The sequence below is a fragment of the Pseudoalteromonas sp. P1-9 genome (genome assembly GCF_001399975.1).
GTDB lineage: Bacteria > Pseudomonadota > Gammaproteobacteria > Enterobacterales > Alteromonadaceae > Pseudoalteromonas.
This window is the reverse complement of the sequence record NZ_LKBD01000024.1, coordinates 1-18454: the sequence shown is the minus strand read 5'-3', so window position 1 is coordinate 18454 and position 18454 is coordinate 1. Positions and strand designations below refer to the sequence as shown.

The following is an 18454-nucleotide window of genomic DNA, read 5'->3' as shown; positions in this document are numbered from 1 at the left end:
GCGCTATACCTAACCACATATTTGACTTGTCCTAATCTTCCTCTTTTAGATTAAGAATAAATATAATAGCTTGCTCAAGTTTGAGAATATGATAATCAAGGCCATCTTCATTATGGTCGCGAATACATGATTCCAATTCGGCGGCGGCATCACTAATATGGTTAAAGCCAAAACAACCCGCGCTGCCTTTGATACTGTGGGCTAATGCGAGTAATTCATTGAGATCTTGTTGCTCATTTAAATGAGCGATTTGTTCTAATAAATTAGGTAGCTTAGCTTTGTAATTGCTACTGATTTGTTTAAAACGCTCGCCTTGGAATAACTCTTCCCAGTTTTGCTGACTGCTGCGGCCAAGCGCTAAAAATTGCTGCAATGTTTGTTCAAGTTGTGATTTATCAATTGGCTTTGCAAGCGCCTTGTTACACCCAGCCTCGAGGTAGGCGTCAACATCGTTTTTCATTACGTTAGCCGTTAGCGCAACAATTGGCCCGTCAAAGGCGGCATTACGCAGCATTTCTGTCGCTTCTAAGCCACCCATTACCGGCATTTGCATATCCATTAGAATTAAGTCGTAATCGTTGGTTAATGCTTGCTCTACTGCTTCTGCGCCATTATTGGCAAAATCAGGTGAGATGCCCCATTGGCTGAGCAATAAGCGGATCAGGTCTTGGTTATCTTTATTATCTTCAGCGACCAAAATGTTGCCTTCAAACTGCTGAGCATGGGTTGTGTGTTCTTCTTTCAACATTGCCTGAGCTGAATCGGCGCTGTTAATCATGGTGATTTGTTGATTTTGATTGTTTGTTGCCACAATTATTTCAAAGGTACTGCCTTCGCTTAGCTTGCTGCTTACGCTGATATCGCCACCTAATATCTGTGCTAGGTTTTTAGCAATACATAAACCTAGCCCTGTACCACCAAACTTACGAGTAGTGCTAATGTCGGCTTGCTCAAATGGTTTAAAGGCGCGCTCTTGCTCTTGTTGTGACATACCGATACCACTATCAATCACGGTAAAGATCAGCTTTTCAGTTGAAGGTGAATAGCGAACATTTAATGCCACTTCGCCTTTTTCGGTAAACTTAACCGCGTTGCTACAAATATTGAGCAGTATTTGTTTAAGGCGAGTTTCATCGCTGTGAATAATACTTGGCAACGGGTATTCGATATTTAGGCTTAAAGTAAGCTTCTTATCCGTAGCCATCGGCTCAATCACGCTTTTAATATCGTTAATAAACGGAATAAGCTCCAATGCGCGTGTTTCAACTTCGAGTTTATCGGCTTCAATTTTAGAAAGATCGAGAATGTTATTAATAAGCTCAAGTAAGTGCTTTGAGTTGCGCAATACGGTACTTAAATACTTGGCTTTTTTGTTATTTGATTCTTGCGTTAAGATGGTTTCGGTAAAGCCCATAATTGCCGTAAGTGGCGTGCGAATTTCATGGCTCATATTGGCAAGGAAACGGCTTTTCAAATGGTTAGCTTGCTCAGCTTCAATAATTGCTTTTTCGAGCTTTTTGTTGATTTTCGCGATGGCTTGAGTACGCGTAACAACTTTTTCTTCTAAGTGCTCACGGTAGTCGAGTAATTCATTTTGGTATTGCTTAATTTGATTAACCATATGGTTAAAATCTTGAAATAGCATACCTAATTCGTCACTGCGGTCGATTGGTAGTTTTACGTTGAGATTACCGTCTCCCACTTTATGACTGGCTTCGGCAAGTGACTCAATCGGCTTTAACAGCATGCGACGTACAACTAAGAAAATAATGCCAGGTAAAAACACCGCAGTCGCAAGAATTAACAATGCGGTGTACATGGTTATGGTTTTACCTGCTTTATAGAGCGAATCTTTATTTAGCGCGGTAACAAAGTATAAATCGTTGCCCATTGAGTGCGCTAAGATCATACGTTTTTCATCAGCTAACGTACGCAGTGCCACTTGACTAAAAAGGCCAGTATTGGCTGTTTTTTTCAGTAATTGCAGCTCAAATTCAGATACATAGCGGTTATTAATATCAACTTGATTGCAGAACAGGATTTTACCTGAGCTATCCATGATGAAATTAACCGTGTCAGAAAAGTAGTTATTAGCAACACTTTTCGCGATTTCACTGTTATTGATATGAAAAATTAAATATCCCAAGACTTTGGGTGAGTCGAGCGTAAATCGCGAATCAAATAAGCGATAGGTTAGGTAAATCGAGGTGTTATCGTTCTCTGTTACGAAAAATAAATTTTGTTGCTTGCGACTATTTGCTAGCTGTTCGCTAAACGAGTAACTTTCCCGGGTTTCAAGCACCGCTTTGGGATAGTAACTTAGTACTTCACCTTGCGGGTTAATTACACCAATGCTGAGAATGTGAGAAAATGAATCGACGTAGTTACCAAATTCATCCACCAGTGCCGATACTAATTGTGTTCGCTGTTTTGATGGGCGATTGTTCTCATCGTAACTGTAAATTAAGTACTGGCTGAGATCAGGCGAAGCGGAGAGTAATTCAATAATAGAACTGTACAGTTGTGTGTAATTTTGGCTTTTTGATACTTGCTGTTCGACAAAGCGTGTAACAATTGCTTCGGCTTGTTTTTCAGAAGAACTGGTAACGTTGGAAAGGGAGAATACCCCTTGAATTGCCATAGGAATAATCACAAGGGGAGTAATATACCACAGCAGTCTTACACTCAACTTGTTGTTATTCATCGTTTTCCATTTTTCAGCAAAAGTTCTTCTATAATCTAGCATATTTTTGTACTAGTATAAGAATATAATTACAATCAGTACAATAATTTGCATGTATGTTGCATTGTCGTTTTGGAATACGATAGCTTATCGAAAAGGAGTATCAAATAAGCATTATGTGTAAGTGTTACTGCAAGATGATAGTCGAACAGTGTTGCTAAACTCAGTTAAAAAGTTAAAACGGCTATTCGTACTATCGTTAGTGCTTTTCAGCTTATCAACATTCAGCATGGCCAGCGAATTGCCGGCAAATTTGCAGGTTGTATTACTTTCCAAGTTAATGCCATATGAAAAGGCATTGTCAGTTAAGCCTAAGCTTTCTATTTTTGTTATTAATGACCAAGCCGTGTACCAGGCGTTTAATTTACTAAAAGCCAAACAGCGCAACGAGCAGCTAGGTGATATTAAGTTTGGTAACACACTGCCAAACAAAGCGTACGATATTATTTATCTTGATAGCCAAGTAAATTTAAGCGATGCACTTATTTATAGTTTGAAGTTTAATAGCTTACTGGTGACTAATGAAATTGATTTGGTAAAGCAGGGCATTACATTGGGGTTAAGTGTTAAAAATGGCCGCCCAATGTTCTTTCTTAATAAAAAGAGCAGTGATGCAACAGGACTTAGCTGGGATAAGACTGTGCTCGATATTGCAACGCTTTATAACTAGCTTCTATTAGGTTAAACAATTCACCCTTTTACACCAACACGCCTAATAGGCACTAACGTACCTAACTACGCTTTCATTTAAATAGTCGATTAAAAGCTTACCAATACTTGTAACGCTAAGGTGCGTCCCATTTGCGGGTGATAGGCTGGTGTGAAACCCTGAGGATCGGCATTTCGCTCAATATCGTACTCATTAATGTCGCTGGCACCATCTTGCCTACCAACCAAGGTGTATTGTTTATCAAATAGGTTTTTAACAATGAGTTGTGGTGTAAGGTTTATGCCCGAAATTGTTAAATTTGGTGCTGATACCACTAAGTTATATAGCGATAAACTAGGTGAATGCTTATCAAAATAAGCGTTACTGGTTGGTGCATTGCGATTGATTAGGTGATTGGCGCGTAAGTCAATGGTGAGGTTTGGCATAACGCGGTAATTAATGCCCCAATTAATTTTGTGATCTGTGGTGTGATTAAGCGCATTCGTAGCTAAATCTTGGTCGCCATCGGAGTAATGATAATTAAAGTACGCCGATATACTTTGATTATAGGTATAACTCGTATCTAACGTGACGCCCCAATAGTCGCTGTGTTTTGCGTTTTCATAGCTCACTGTTCTGCTAGTGTCGTAGCGGAAATTATTATTCTCATCACTAATATCTAGCCTAATACGGTTATCTTCTTGGCTGTAGTAGAATGCTGTCTTAATATCTAACTGGTGTTTTTGCTGTTCGTAAAAATAATGGCTAACAAGCTCAGTAGTTCTGACTTGTTCTGGTTTTAGGTTTGGATTGCCACGAAACTCATCATTGAGCTCAAAAATACTTGGCTCGCGGAAGGCTTGTCCATAAAGCAGTTTAAACACTAAGCTCTGGCTGGCGTTATAGTTAATTGCAGCTCGTGGGTTAGTTGTTCCACCGTAGGCATCACTGTGATCATAGCGCAATCCTAAGGTGTAATTTAAGCGGTCGTTGAGGTAGCCTTGCGCTTCCACATACACTGCTTGTTCATCAACGTGCTCAAGAGGGGATTCGCTGTATACATTGAGGCCTAATCCAGCCTCTGCCGTTAACCAATCAGATGACGTTGATGCTTGATGACCTATTTGATAATCGCCGAGCGAAACCACTTGGCCCATTTTTTTTGAGCGCATTAAGCGATAACCAATTTGCCAATCTATATCGTATAGCTTTGAGATATTGAGCTGTTGTTCAAATGCACGTTGCTCACTTACGCTATGATAGCTTTTTACTAAATCAACAAAGCGATAGCTATATTTGAAGCCTGTATCTGGTTTTTGTTCGTTTTCTCTTTGCCATATCCGCGTTTGCAATATCAGCTCGGGCGAATATTGATAGTCAAAATCTAAGTAATAGTGCTGTGCGCTTTGGTGTTTCTTATACGATGCATCGCGTGTTTGATACTCAAAACCAGTAACATAGCTACCAAGCCCTTGTTCCTGTTGCCAAGTATTAAAGCCCAATTTAATCAGTTGAATACCGCGTTTATACTGATGCGGGTTTTGCCAAACTAGTTTACCTCTTAATGCTGAATCATCGCTCTGGTTATTAAACCCCGCGCCTTGGTATTGATTAGCAAATGGGTGTGGCGTAATGGTAGTGTAACCGTTGTTGCCGTAACTCTGTAGTTGATAATTTGGAAATAAATGATTGGTAAAGTAGCCAGCAGGATCGTAGCTTTCGAGCCCTGAATCTCCATCGCGTTTAAAGTAACGACCAGCAAGTTGCAAGCGCAATTCTGAAAGTTGATGGTTAATCATAAACTGCGCAGACTGCGTGCCATGTTCTCCGCCAAGTAAGCTCATGCGCTGCCCCGATGTGTTTGCGGCAGTTTTTGTAATAAAGTGAACAACGCCCGAATACGCATTGGCACCATAACTTGCAGAGCCTGGGCCTTGTACTATTTCAATGCGTTCAATATCAGCGAAAATTTGCTGATTGCCCCAAGGCTGCGACCAATTAAATGCGATATGGTTTTGTACAATGCCGTCAATCATAATCAGCAATTGCACATTACCCGGGGTGCCACCGATACCACGATTGATACTGTGGCTAGTATATTCCCCAGCACCATCATAGTGATTGCTAAAATCAAAACCGGGTACATCACGTAAGATATCAATCAGGTTTTGATATCCTCGTTGCTTTATTTGCTCTGCGGTAACTATTTTAATATTTGCGGGGGCGTCACGAAGTGATAGCTTTTTGCGGCTAGCAGTTTGCACTTGCACATTGAGCAAGTCTTTTAAACTAAGTGCTTGTAGAGATTCTAAATCGTAATCAATAGCGTCAGCATGATTTGCTTGAGCTGAAATAGCTAAAAGTATCGCAACACTGAGAAAATTAATTCGGCTAGCCATAGCTGTTACACATTCAATATCGAATATTATTAGATTTATAGGTCAACGATAGCACAGTTTAGTAGCAATAGGTATTTATGCTAAAAGCCTATGACAGTGGTTGTAAACAACTCGACACATAGGCTTTAGATTGGCAGGAATAAAGAAATTAAATAACCTGAACCCAGCTTATTTAATAGCGAGTAGGCGGGCTCTAAGTTCTGTTTCTTGCTTTGCGCAATCACGTAACTGCGCCGCGATATCACTAAGTGGTACAGGAGTTTTACTGCGGCAGTGATTAACCGCGAGCGACGCAAGATTACGCCAGTTATCACCGATTTCAGTTGCCATTTGCGATGCTTCAAACATTGCTTGATTGTTTGTATAGTTTGCAGCTTCATCTAAAAAGCTGGCAAACATAAAGCGAAAACCAGCGCCACCTGTGCCGATTTCTTCTTGCATTCGCACAATATGCGCCAAGAATAAATGACGGTATTTCTTTGGTTTGCGATCAAGTCTTTCAATATCTTTCGCTAACTTTTCCATACCTTGGGTGCCAAACAAGTTAATGCCCGGAACCGGTAAACCAGCCATCATTTTTGCTGTTTTCTTTATGCCAGAATAAATATGTGGTGTTAAATCCACTTCTTTTGGCACATTATCAACCCAATACATTAAGCCTTTTGGTGCAAGTGCACCTTTACTAAAGCGTGCTTTTTCTAAGTCACGTTTAGGGCAGGTTACCGTATGTTCAAATACAGGATCACTAATTTGGTAGTGATCGTTAGCATCGATTCCGTAAACCATTAAATTGTGTGCATTAAAGTGAAAGCGCATTTCATCAGGGAAGTAGGGCAACCAATAAACCGAGGTTTGTAAACCAACTACTTTTCCTTCGCCTAAAACCTCATCTAGTTTGGCCATCCCTTTTTCTGCACTTGAGAATTTTTCTCGGTGCAAGGTAACGCCAAGTTTTTTAGTCACTGAATTAATAATGGTTTTTGGTGGCATGCGATAAGCAATCAGTGGCATACCTGCTACTTTAACGAATGGCAAATAGGCAAAGCTCATGGCCGATGAAATACCAAACGCCATTGGCTCAGAAATATTAAAGCCATTGGTTGATAGCATATTTGATACAACGCCACTTTCGCAATGTGAAGATTGGTTATGCACTAGGTTGTTTAAAACTGGCGTCATGTTGCTCTGGTATTTCCTTTAATTGTTGTTCGGTAATGGCAAGTGCCTCGCAGTAACGGGCGAGGGCTTTGGCTGAAAGTGTGTTAAATACACGCGGCTTAAAATGGCGTTTTATTTGCCACTGAAAAAAGCCCGTCACTTGAGATAGGGATAACACATCGTGACGTGCACACAGCATATGGTATTTAAGTGCTGAGACTTTGCCTTGCTGGACCTCGGCTAAAGTATCTTCGGCTTGTTGATTAAGATCGTCAACAGCATACTGGGTGGCAAATGATTCGACATCCCAGCCAGACGACTTTACACCGGCATAATGACCCGTTTCATCAACGGCATATACCAACTTTGATTGCCCTTGGTAAATTTTTGAATTGTCCTGCGGGACTTGATCTTTTTTCACCGTTATTCAACCGTTAACTGCATAAAGCCACTTGAGAAACGGCCACTTTCAGGAATGTAACAAAGTAATTGCTGACCTTTTTCAAGGGTATTCGAGCGCAGTAGCTCCGATAACATAATGAAAATAGAGGCCGACCCTGTGTTGCCGCGCTCAGTTAAGTTGGTGTACCACTTCTCGTATGGAATCGTAAAATCGATGTTTTCAAGTCCTGCATATAAACGTTCTCTGAAATAACCCGATGAGTAGTGAGGTACAAATAAGGCGTAATCACTGGCAACGAGTTTACGTTTTTCAATTATGCGGCTTAGTGCGTCTTCTACGGTATATTTTACAATGTTTTCGTTCAGTAAACGCACATCTTGCTTGACCGTCATAATAGACTGTTGTGTTACTTCTTCTGCAGAAAAACGGGTCCAGCTTTTAAGTTGACCGTCATCTTGTTTCACTGCACCAGCGTACATACAAGTTTCTAATTCATTGGCATACGAAATAATATCAATCCAATCGATTTTCAGATTGAGTTGTCCCGCCACGGGTTTATTTTGTAAAAATGCGGCACCGGCACCGTCAGACAGCATCCAACGTAGGAAATCTTTTTCAAAGGCCACTTCAGGGTTTTGTTCAAGTGTTTCAACTTTGTGCTGGCATTCTTTATCGAAATTTTTAGCAGTCATCATGCCAGAGGCAATTTCGCTGGCAACCACTACACTGTTTTCAACTTCGTCAGCTTTAATATTCAGGTAGGCATACTTAAGTGCGGTAACACCACATAAGCAAATGCCCGATGTTGAAACCACTTCACACGGCGGATTGTTTAATTCGCCATGCACCATTACGCCATGGTTAGGCAATGTTTGGTCTGCTTGGCTGGTACTGGCAATTAAGCTTTGAATTTGATTGAGTTCAGTTGGGTCAGTAAAAAGGCCTTTTACTGCTTGTGCTGCAAGCGACGCATTTGTATGCGTCATTTCTTTGGTTTCTGGATCGATTGCGTAATAACGTTGCTTAATTTTGTTGCTTCGCAAAATTACAGCGCGCGCTCGTGATGGTTTATTGCCAGCCATTCCGAGCAGATTTTCCATTTCTTTGTTTGATACAGGCTGGTTCGGTAAAGCGTCAGCCATCGCTGTAATATAAACAGGACTTCCCATATGTACTACTCTCCAGATGGTTCAGCGTAATAGGCTTTTTGTTTTGCAATTTTTTTGCGTGTTAACGGCGCTATTAGCTTTTTAATAATTGCGGTAATCGGCACAACAGTGAGGATTAAAGTAACTAAGAATACAACATACACACTTAATCCAACGGCACGGCCAAAGCTTTGCTGTGAGCCGAATTTTTTAAGAATTTTCGACCAAATAGAGAAGCTATGGTTGCCAACGCGTTCACTCGCAATCAATTTTTCATTTATCTTAACTGCCTTCATGCCAAAAAACATTGGGCGGGTAATTGGGGTATCATTCAATAACAAGCGTTGTCTGATAGCATACCCAAAGCGTTTTGCATCAGCGATATCTGTTTGTGATACACCTGCCGCAGGCACCCAACTAAGTGGCTTTTTCTTTCCTGTCATCATCCAAAGTGGTGTCGCTAAAAAGCTGAATGCAGCCCCGCAGTCATCGCTAAGCACGACGTTATCGACCAAGTTCGCATCGGCATCGGACAATAGCTTTTTCATTTTTTCTTGCGCTGATAACCACATGCCGCGACAACCGATCAATGTAACTACAGGGGTGTCTTTAAAAAGCTGCTTTGTTTGCGGTAATTGCAAGAAAGATGAAATTGGTAACGAAGGGGTTAAAAACCACACTTGATAACTAAGGATAATTAAGTCGTATTTTTCAAATTGAGTTTCAAACGGTTCTAGCTCAATTGGATCCATTGCGACGGTTTCAGGAAATACACGAAAGAACTGACCGAACGGCCAAGGAAAGGGGAAATTCACCTTAGGTTTGATCACTAGGTGATCAACTGTAATCTCTTTATTTTCCTTGAGAGGACCAACAACTGAGTCCAAAATGCTTGATAGTTGCCCAGTTTGTGAATAGTTAACAGTTAGAACTTTGCGCATTATTAAGACAGTATTTATTCCATTAAAAAGAAGTTATTATATAAAACATTAATATCTAAGTGAATCTTAATTGGACAATGTTTTGTATGTTAATGTTTAAGCGAAGTATTATTTTGTTGGTTGCCTTATTTAGCGCTGTCTCCAACGCGAACAGCTTATCACTCGAGGTTGAAAATGATGTGGCTGCGTTAGGTACTTTGCATGTTCAGCTTTTTCAGTCAGAGCTTGGTTTTTCGCAAGATTCAAAAGATTGGCAGTCGCTTACGCCTTATCAAGAGCAGCATATTGCGATTAATGGTCAAAATGTCTCGGTTGATTTTAACGATTTACCAACGGCTTGGTACGCAGTTCGTTTATATGTTGACGAAAACGCCAATCAAAAGCTCGATTTATCGCGCGCAGGTATTCCCAAAGAAGCGGTAGGTTTTTCCAATAACCCTATGTTATTTGGCGGCAAACCTAAAATTGCAAAAACCAGCTTTAAATTATCTGAAAATAGTAAAAGCCAAATAAAATTAATGAAAGATAAACGAAAATAATCGTTTATCTTTCAAATAGCGTGACTTAGTTCACCACAAACGGTGTTTTCGCACCGGCATCTAATTGAGCGATTAGTTCGTTCGCATTTACGTCTGTTGCTTGCTGGGGTGCTAATTCAACTAAAAGCGCGTAACAGCGGCGCGTTTTTTCACTTTCTTGCCAAATTACAATAATTGCGGCGTCGGAGTTTTGCTCAGATAAATCCAGTTCAGCCACTAACAACGTTTTACTTAGTTTGTTGTCGGTGCACCCTAAGAACAAATTAGTTGCTGCTAGGTTGAACTGTTTTGCCAAATAGTAATTTGCTGCATTGCCTACGGTTGCAACAAAATCGAGCGGTTTAAGCGGTGTATTTTGTGCTAAATCGAGCAGTAAACTTTGCAATAATTCCAATGAAAAATACTGTGCAGCACTAAACAGTGCGTAACGGTTTTCACTATTTAAGCTCGGTGCAATTTTGGCAACCGCTTTCATTGCGGTTAACGTAAAATTATCGAGTCTACGTCCATTAATCGCAAAATCGTGTTTTAATTCTTGGCGCAGTTGCTTATTGGTTTTGTCGCGTGGTTCGTCAACAATTGCGTAGTTCAGTACGTTTAATGTCATCATACCACCTCAACAATTAATGCCGCGTTATTACCACCAAAACCACAGTGATTAAGTAATATGTGTTGGTAACTTGATAGTGTCTTTGCGTCACTAAATGGCCTTAAAATCGTATCTGTGTTTAGGTATTCTGGCCTTGGAATAACCAGCTGTTGCTGATGCAAGTAGTCCATTAATGCTAATTCTAATACGCCGCACGCCCCTAAGGTGTGACCAGTAAAAGGTTTAAAGGCAAAAATAGGTGCATGCTCAAGCCATTGATTAAATGCGTTGAGCTCAGCTTGATCGTTATTTAAAGTGGCCGTGCCGTGTACTTTTATTAAATCAATTTGCTTAGCATCAAGGTTGGCTTTTTTAAGCGCCATTTCAATAATCGCTTGAATATGTACGCCAGATTCTTGTGTCATGGTTAAACTGTAGTAATCACAGCCTGAACCATAACCAATCAATTTTAACTGCGATGGTGAGCTTGTGTGTTTTGCCATAACTAACGCAGCAATACCTTCACCAAGTACCAACCCAGAGCGAGATTCACTAAAGGTACGCAACCCTTGGCTACTTTGTAAATCGAGTGAATAAAAGCCTTCTACCGTTAGCGGGTTGTAAAACTCACAGCCAACAACAATGACATACTGCGCTTTATTTTGGTTTAGCAACTGGTCGGCTAAAATAACCGCGTTAGTGCCCGCAGTGCATGCTGTGTTGATGGTTAGGTGTAAGTCAGAAGTAGCAAACTGCTGCTTTAAATAACCACTTAAGCGGTCGGTATTTGTGAGCCAAATAGTTTGATCAGGTTTGGCTTCTACCGCACTGACATCTAAGCTGGTTGACCCGAGAATAATCGCTGTATTTGCAAGCTGCTCAGCAGTTAACCCTGCTTTTTTTACAGCATTGCCTACAACACTTGAGAGCGATGAAAGAATACGCTTTTCGCTAGTATCAACAGGTAAATCTTGCATTGCAAAAAACGGCACGTCAATTTGCTCTGCCGTTTTTACTGTTTGAAACTGCGCCGTTGAAAAGTGTAATTCATTGCCGCGACCACAGGCCGACCATGAATCAGAAGCAATAATATAACTAGGCAAGGTCTTTACTTTTTTCGCGTTCAATAAGCGCAACTATGGTATTTATTGAGTAAAGGTCTTTACGACTTTCTTTTGAACTTTCAACACGAATACCAAAGTTTTGTTTGATAATTAAAGCAAGTTGTAGGGCATCAAGTGAATCTAAACCGACTTTAGAGTCATTGCCAAACAGCGGCGCATCGTCTTCGATTTCTTGCCATTCTATCTCATCTTCCTTGTCACACTCTTCAACAATAAGCTGTTTAAGTTTGTTTTTTAATTCTTCTATTTCCATTGTAATTTCCTAACTTTTAACTCGAATAGCCACAGTGCCAATACACCACAAATCACTGAAAAGATTATTAAAGGTAGGGCAGTGGTTAAGCTGAGTACGTCCGAGTCTGAGATAAATAAATTTTTAAGTCCTGATTGCGCCCAGTGCATAGGCGAAAGCTGCGCTATAGTTTGCATCGCCTTTGGCATGATGTCTAGAGGCACCATTAAGCCACTAATCGCCGCAAGTAAAATGTTAGTGCCGCCGCCTATTACAATCGCTTGTTCATGGTTTTTTATTTGGCTTGCGATAACCGCGCCAAAGGTCACGGCCGTGGCACAGGTTACGGCTAATAAAGGAAGGGCGGGCACAAGTTGCAATACATTAAGGCTAGGTGCATCGACCAATTTAGGGATCACCGTAAAGCCAATTATCATCAGCACAATCGCTTGCGTGAAACTGACTAAATAAAATGCCAATAGTTTGGCCGAAAAATATGCGGTATTTGAAATGGGAAAGGTGGTAACACGCAACAGCGTACCGTTTTGGCTTTCACTAATAAGCGTAATTGAAATCGGCAAAACGATAAAAAACACACCAAATACTAGCCAAGATGGAATACTGTGCTGTACGGCTTGGTAGTTTTCTTCGCGCTTGAATGATACCAACTTCAATTGGTTGGTTTGCTCGCTCACTCGTGACATTTGCTCTGCAAGCGGCGTGGACTCAGATAATTGCCCAGCATCGAGTAAGTAAATATGGAGCTTTACTTTCGCCAAAGCAATTTGCAAATGTTGCTTTGCTAAGCTGGTCATCTGAGGCGATAAACTAGTTGCATGGCTAAAGGTGATCACTGAACTTGCCTGATCAGCAAAAAGGGCATTTTCAAAGCCGGTAGCAAGCTCAAGCGTAACATCGGCTGGTTGGTTTATATCTTGGCTAAATCCCACGTCACTTAAATAGGCTTTGAGCAGCGATTCTGCCAAATTACTGTCCTGCTGGGTGATATTTAAATTAATTGATTTAGTTAAATCTTCCGCTTTATTACTCAGCGCAAATGTCATAATCAACATAAAGCTAATCGGCATTAAAAAGAGCACAGCTAGGCTATGTAAGTCGCTAAAAATAAGCCGGAATTCTTTAATGATACTCGCTTTAATCATAGTTCTGTAAACAGCTCTTTATAGTAGTTTTCGAGGTGCAGTGTTGAATAATTGATTTCACTAATAGGCGGTAATGAAATCTGGCTAAGTTGTGCGAGCAAAGCAAGCGGCTCTTTACACGGGCTTATTTCAATTTGGCTTGGTGAGTTTACTTGTGTATTTGGTAATAACGCAGTAATGCCTGCGATGGCGTCGTCGCACAATGCACTTTCAAAGCTAATTTGCAGTGGTGCGTTTTCACTGTGAGCTGTTATATGAATAAGCTCACCGCGTTTTAAACCATAAATCGTATCGCAAATTTGCTCTACTTCGGTAAGTAAATGCGAGGTGTAAATAATGGTTGTGCCTTGTTGTTTTAACGTGGCAAGTAGCTGCATGATCAGCTCACGAGAAACCGGATCAATTCCTACCGTTGGCTCATCTAAAATCAATACGCGAGGCTGTTTTAACAGCGCAATTGCCAAGTTTAAACGGCGTTTATAGCCACCTGATAAATTATCGGCCTTTTTGCTGCTTAAGTGACTAAGTTGGCATTGGGCTAAGGTGTTTTTAACTAATTCATCGCAGTTATTAATTTTGAGTAAACTGGCAAAATACGCTAAATTGTGCTGAACCGTAAGGCGCTCATAAAAAGCGTATTCTTGCGGCACAAGTGCCAGCTGTTGTTTGATAAATTGTCTTGATGTCGCGTTATCGCCATAACAAACTGAGCCTGTTTGCGCACTGAGTAAGCCAGTAATAATCGAGATTAAGGTAGATTTACCTGCACCATTTGGGCCAATTAAACCAACGCATTCACCTGACTTTATCGCAAGAGAAAGATTATTAAGCGTATCGACATCATTACTTTTGTATCGAAAACTGAGTTGCTGCAGTTTAATAATGAAGTCGTGATCTGGCACTTACGTTCTCCCTTGCCATATATGGATATCAATTCAATATGCGTGGTTAAATTTAAAGAAAACCAACATATTAGACATAGTTGAGCATTCTAACATGAGGATTTCTTGCGAAGACAGTAATTTTTTAATGGCACAGTGATGCACGCAAACGAAAAAATCCTACTTATTCACGCTGCTTTAATTGCTATTAAAGTGGTGAAACAGGTATAATTTCGCCCCATTTTTAACCTTGAATTTTAAGCGATTGGCGGGTATTCATGTCCAGTATTTCAACTGAAGTTGGCAAACGTCGCACCTTTGCGATTATCTCCCACCCGGATGCGGGTAAAACAACCATTACTGAAAAGGTACTTCTTTTCGGACAAGCTCTGCAAAAGGCAGGTACAGTAAAAGGTCGTGGTTCGAATCAACATGCTAAATCAGACTGGATGGAAATGGAAAAAGAGCGTGGTATCTCGGTTACTACCTCTGTAATGCAATTCCCGTACAATGACTGTTTGGTAAACCTACTGGATACCCCAGGACACGAAGACTTCTCGGAAGATACGTACCGTACACTCACCGCGGTTGACTCGTGCCTAATGGTAATTGACGCTGCGAAAGGTGTAGAAGACCGTACCCGTAAGCTAATGGAAGTAACGCGTCTACGTGATACGCCAATTGTTACCTTTATGAACAAACTCGACCGTGATATCCGTGACCCAATGGAAGTAATGGACGAAGTTGAAAGCGAGCTAAACATTGCGTGTGCTCCGGTTACCTGGCCAATTGGCTGTGGTAAAGAGTTTAAAGGTGTTTACCATATTCATCGCGATGAAACGATTTTGTACCAAACAGGTCAAGGCCACACAATTCAAGACGTACGTATTGTTAAAGGGTTAGATAACCCAGAGCTTGACGCAGCAGTAGGTGAAGAGTTAGCAGAATTACTACGTGAAGAGCTTGAACTAGTAGTAGGTGCATCGCACGAATTTGACCAAGAGCTTTTCCTTGCAGGTGAATTAACACCGGTATTTTTTGGTACTGCACTTGGTAACTTTGGTGTTGACCATATGCTTGACGGTTTAACAAAGTGGGCACCAGCGCCACAGCCGCGTCAAACTGATGACCGCCTCGTTACTGCTGACGAAGAAAAGTTCTCAGGCTTTGTTTTTAAAATTCAAGCAAACATGGACCCGAAACACCGTGACCGTATTGCCTTTATGCGCATTGTATCAGGCAAGTATGAGCAAGGTATGAAAATGGACCATGTGCGTATTGGTAAAAAGGTCAGCATTTCAGATGCGGTAACCTTTATGGCCGGTGACCGTGAGCGTGCAGCAGAAGCGTACGCTGGTGACATTATTGGTCTTCATAACCACGGTACGATTCAAATCGGTGACACCTTCACGCAAGGCGAAAAAATTAAGTTCAGCGGTATTCCAAACTTTGCGCCAGAATTATTCCGACGTATTCGCTTACGCGATCCGCTTAAGCAAAAGCAGCTACTTAAAGGCCTTATCCAGCTTTCAGAAGAAGGTGCGGTACAGGTGTTTAGACCGCTACAAAATAACGACCTTATCGTAGGTGCGGTAGGTGTACTTCAGTTTGACGTAGTTGTAGCGCGCTTAAAAGCCGAATACAACGTAGATGCCATGTACGAAAGCGTAAGTGTTGCAACAGCGCGCTGGGTAACCTGTGATGATGTTAAAAAGCTAGAAGAGTTCCGCCGTAAGTGCGAAGTAAACCTAGCACTGGATGGTGGTGATAACCTAACGTACATCGCGCCAACCCGTGTTAACTTAAACTTGTCGCAAGAGCGTTATCCGGAAGTTGAGTTCCACCAGACGCGTGAACACTAATTTTTACGTCATAAATTTGCGATAGCGTCATTGCTATCGTATTTTTCGTTAGTCATTTAGCGGACTAAACTCCTAGCGAAAAATACTCCGCGGCTTCGCTCTCGCGGCATTTGTTTAGTAAAAAGTGAAGATGTTATGGGTGATTGATAAATTGCCGATGGAAAGATGAGTGATAGCGTCATTGCTATCGCATTTTTCGTTAGTTATTTAGCGGACTAAACTGCTAGCGAAAAATACTCTGCGGCTTCGCTCTCGTAGCATTTATTTAGTAAAAAAGTTAAGTTACATTGATAAGCTGATGTGTGGTGTTATCAGTTTTAAAACGAATAAAATGACATGGCTTGGTTGAGATTACTCCCAAGCGGTGTGTAACAGGAAATAAACAATGAATATTCGTCAGATATTAGTAGAAAAGGCCGTTGCAGCCATGGTTGCAGCAGGCTTACCAGAAGATACCAACCCTGCGGTAACGCAAAGTACGCGCCCGCAGTTTGGAGATTACCAAATTAATGGTGCAATGGGCGCTGCGAAAAAGTTAAAAACCAATCCGCGTGAACTGGCACAAAAAATCATCGACAATCTAGACGTCAGCGATATTGCTTCGCAAACTGAAATTGCGGGCCCAGGCTTTATTAATATTCACTTAAAGCCAGAGTTTTTAGCCGACACACTTGCATCTGCAAACCAAGATGAAAAACTGGGTGTAGTCGAGCATGCTAACGCACAAAACGTGGTAGTAGACTACTCATCACCAAACCTTGCAAAAGAAATGCACGTTGGTCATTTACGCTCAACCATTATTGGTGATGCAGTTGTACGTGCACTTGAGTTCCGTGGCGACTCCGTTACCCGTCAAAACCACGTAGGTGACTGGGGTACACAATTTGGTATGTTGATTGCGCACTTAGAAGACTTACTTAACCAAGGTGTTGACCTTGAATCAGTTGCTTTAGCTGATTTAGAAACCTTCTACCGCGATGCGAAAAAACGTTTTGACGATGAAGACGGTTTTGCTGATAAAGCACGTGACTACGTAGTAAAACTTCAAGGTGGCGATGCACACTGTGAAAAGCTGTGGAAACTGTTTATTGATACCTCAGTAAAACACTCTGAAGAAGTGTACGCAAAGCTAAACGTTACCCTTAAGCCTGAAGATATTAAAGCTGAAAGTGCTTATAACGATGCACTGCAAGGTGTTATTTCTTTACTTAAAGAAAAAGGCATTGCTGTTGAAGACCAAGGTGCACAAGTAGTATTCCTTGATGAATTGGCAAATAAAGATGGTGAACCTTCTGTATTTATCGTACAAAAATCAGGTGGCGGCTTCTTGTATGCAACTACCGACTTAGCAGCGTGTGATTACCGTTCGAACAAACTAGGCGCAGACCGTATTTTAATCTTTGTAGATGCGCGTCAAAGTCTTCACTTCAGTCAAGTTGAATTAACAGCGCGTAAAGCAGGCCTATTGCGTGATGAAACAACGTACGAGTTTTGCCCATTCGGCACCATGATGGGTGAAGATGGTAAACCATTTAAAACCCGTACTGGTGGCACAGTTAAACTAGCTGAGTTACTAGAAGAAGCCGTTAGCCGCGCAACTGATAAGCTAGCAGAGCGCGAGTCAGACCTAAGCGCTGAAGAACGCGCTGAAATAGCTCGTAAAGTGGGTATTGGCGCTGTGAAATACGCGGATCTTTCTAAAAACCGTACCAGCGATTATATCTTCAACTGGGATACCATGCTGAGCTTTGAAGGTGCAACAGCGCCTTACTTACAGTATGCCTACACGCGTGTGCGTAGTATCTTCCGAAAAGCAGGTATTGACGCTGCAAGCTTAAATGCACCAATTTCAATTGTTGAAGCACAAGAAAAAGCGTTAGCAATCAAACTAATCCAGTTTGAAGAAGTGCTAGACCAAATGATTGGTGATGCAACGCCACACGTTTTATGTAGCTACTTATATGAACTAGCAAGCCTATATATGAGCTTCTACGAAGCATGTCCGGTACTAAAAGACGGTGTAGAGCCAGCAACTAAAGAAAGCCGCTTAATGCTGTGTAATTTAGTAGCGAAGACGCTAGCGAAGGGTTTGGATTTACTCGGCATCGAAGTCATGGAGCAAATGTAATTTGCTTCCTATTTCACATTAATACTGCGTCAGGTTTTTAATCTACCTCAATCACATAGCTGGTGGTTGTCGCGCTGGCGACAGCAGCCAAAAGGGGGCTAACGCCGGCCCCCCTTTGGATTCCCCCGGCGCCCCAGAAATCAAACAGTTCTTCATCTATCACTTAAATGTGAACATAAACGCCATGAATCGGCATCCATGCCTCAGCATGGCTTACTCGACTCGCTACGCTTCCTGTCTCGTATTATTCATTTAAGTGATTGCTTCAGGTTTGATTAAAGGGGGTGATCAATCTTAGCAACGCTTTTCAATATCAGCTTTGAGCGAACAACGGACGTTTAGATTTTTTAAACCTTTTCTTTTCAGCCTCTGAATTTAAACCTTTCCCCCATATTCAAGAAAATGAGCAAATTGCGCACTTTTATCTTTCTCAAAAAATTAACCACATGTATTTTTAATAATACTGGCAACTAGTTATCAACTTTGTTAAAACTA

At 41.3% G+C, this 18454-nt stretch carries 15 protein-coding genes; 4 read left to right on the top strand and 11 right to left on the bottom strand.

Annotated elements, in window-relative coordinates; genetic code table 11:
- Positions 1-31: 31 nt before the first annotated feature.
- Positions 32-2704 (bottom strand): hybrid sensor histidine kinase/response regulator, encoded by a 2673-nt coding sequence (locus tag AN214_RS14370; RefSeq protein ID WP_054980356.1) that lies wholly within the window; start codon positions 2702-2704, stop codon positions 32-34.
- A 163-nt stretch (positions 2705-2867) separates the two neighbouring features.
- Here AN214_RS14370 and AN214_RS14365 point away from each other — a divergent pair, with 163 nt between their 5' ends.
- Positions 2868-3413 carry a YfiR/HmsC family protein gene (locus AN214_RS14365; protein WP_054980355.1) on the top strand — a complete coding sequence of 182 codons (546 nt, stop codon included), beginning with the start codon at positions 2868-2870 and terminating at the stop codon, positions 3411-3413.
- Between the two features lie 89 nt (positions 3414-3502).
- Here AN214_RS14365 and AN214_RS14360 read toward each other — a convergent pair whose 3' ends face one another.
- From AN214_RS14360 to AN214_RS14340, 5 genes are all read right to left on the bottom strand, one after another.
- Positions 3503-5791 carry a TonB-dependent siderophore receptor gene (locus tag AN214_RS14360; protein WP_054980354.1) on the bottom strand — a complete coding sequence of 763 codons (2289 nt, stop codon included), beginning with the start codon at positions 5789-5791 and terminating at the stop codon, positions 3503-3505.
- A 168-nt stretch (positions 5792-5959) separates the two neighbouring features.
- Entirely contained in the window at positions 5960-6970 is a 1011-nt protein-coding gene (locus tag AN214_RS14355; protein WP_054980353.1) for a BtrH N-terminal domain-containing protein, read from the bottom strand.
- Positions 6939-7370, bottom strand: a complete 432-nt coding sequence (locus AN214_RS14350; protein WP_010561845.1) for a hypothetical protein — start codon at positions 7368-7370, stop codon at positions 6939-6941. Before AN214_RS14350 ends, AN214_RS14355 begins: the two co-directional genes overlap by 32 nt.
- A gap of 2 nt (positions 7371-7372) precedes the next feature.
- Complete coding sequence (locus AN214_RS14345; RefSeq protein WP_054980352.1) at positions 7373-8521, bottom strand: beta-ketoacyl-ACP synthase III; 1149 nt, start codon at positions 8519-8521, stop codon at positions 7373-7375.
- A 5-nt stretch (positions 8522-8526) separates the two neighbouring features.
- Positions 8527-9441, bottom strand: coding sequence for a hypothetical protein (locus AN214_RS14340; protein WP_054980351.1), 915 nt, complete (start codon positions 9439-9441; stop codon positions 8527-8529).
- Between the two features lie 92 nt (positions 9442-9533).
- Between AN214_RS14340 and AN214_RS14335 the strand changes: the two genes are divergently transcribed.
- Positions 9534-9980 (top strand): DUF2141 domain-containing protein, encoded by a 447-nt coding sequence (locus AN214_RS14335; protein WP_161805691.1) that lies wholly within the window; start codon positions 9534-9536, stop codon positions 9978-9980.
- 25 nt (positions 9981-10005) lie between these two features.
- Here AN214_RS14335 and AN214_RS14330 read toward each other — a convergent pair whose 3' ends face one another.
- From AN214_RS14330 to AN214_RS14310, 5 genes are read right to left on the bottom strand one after another with little or no spacing between them, the layout of a single operon-like run.
- The gene (locus AN214_RS14330; protein ID WP_152960775.1) at positions 10006-10590 is read right to left on the bottom strand and encodes a hypothetical protein; all 585 of its coding nucleotides are present in this window, start codon (positions 10588-10590) and stop codon (positions 10006-10008) included.
- A complete protein-coding gene (locus AN214_RS14325) occupies positions 10587-11672 on the bottom strand; it encodes a beta-ketoacyl synthase N-terminal-like domain-containing protein (protein WP_054980348.1) in 1086 nt (361 codons plus the stop codon). The genes AN214_RS14330 and AN214_RS14325 overlap by 4 nt, the downstream gene beginning before the upstream one ends.
- Complete coding sequence (locus AN214_RS14320; RefSeq protein WP_054980347.1) at positions 11665-11946, bottom strand: phosphopantetheine-binding protein; 282 nt, start codon at positions 11944-11946, stop codon at positions 11665-11667. The genes AN214_RS14325 and AN214_RS14320 overlap by 8 nt, the downstream gene beginning before the upstream one ends.
- Positions 11937-13088: an ABC transporter permease gene (locus tag AN214_RS14315; RefSeq protein ID WP_054980346.1), complete on the bottom strand. Its 1152-nt coding sequence runs from the start codon at positions 13086-13088 to the stop codon at positions 11937-11939. Before AN214_RS14315 ends, AN214_RS14320 begins: the two co-directional genes overlap by 10 nt.
- The gene (locus AN214_RS14310) at positions 13085-13990 is read right to left on the bottom strand and encodes an ABC transporter ATP-binding protein (protein WP_054980345.1); all 906 of its coding nucleotides are present in this window, start codon (positions 13988-13990) and stop codon (positions 13085-13087) included. Before AN214_RS14310 ends, AN214_RS14315 begins: the two co-directional genes overlap by 4 nt.
- Before the next feature lie 257 nt (positions 13991-14247).
- Here AN214_RS14310 and prfC point away from each other — a divergent pair, with 257 nt between their 5' ends.
- Both prfC and argS read left to right on the top strand, forming a co-directional pair.
- Positions 14248-15831 (top strand): peptide chain release factor 3, encoded by a 1584-nt coding sequence (gene prfC / locus AN214_RS14305; RefSeq protein ID WP_054980344.1) that lies wholly within the window; start codon positions 14248-14250, stop codon positions 15829-15831.
- A gap of 385 nt (positions 15832-16216) precedes the next feature.
- Complete coding sequence (gene argS / locus AN214_RS14300) at positions 16217-17959, top strand: arginine--tRNA ligase (protein WP_054980343.1); 1743 nt, start codon at positions 16217-16219, stop codon at positions 17957-17959.
- Positions 17960-18454: the final 495 nt, after the last annotated feature.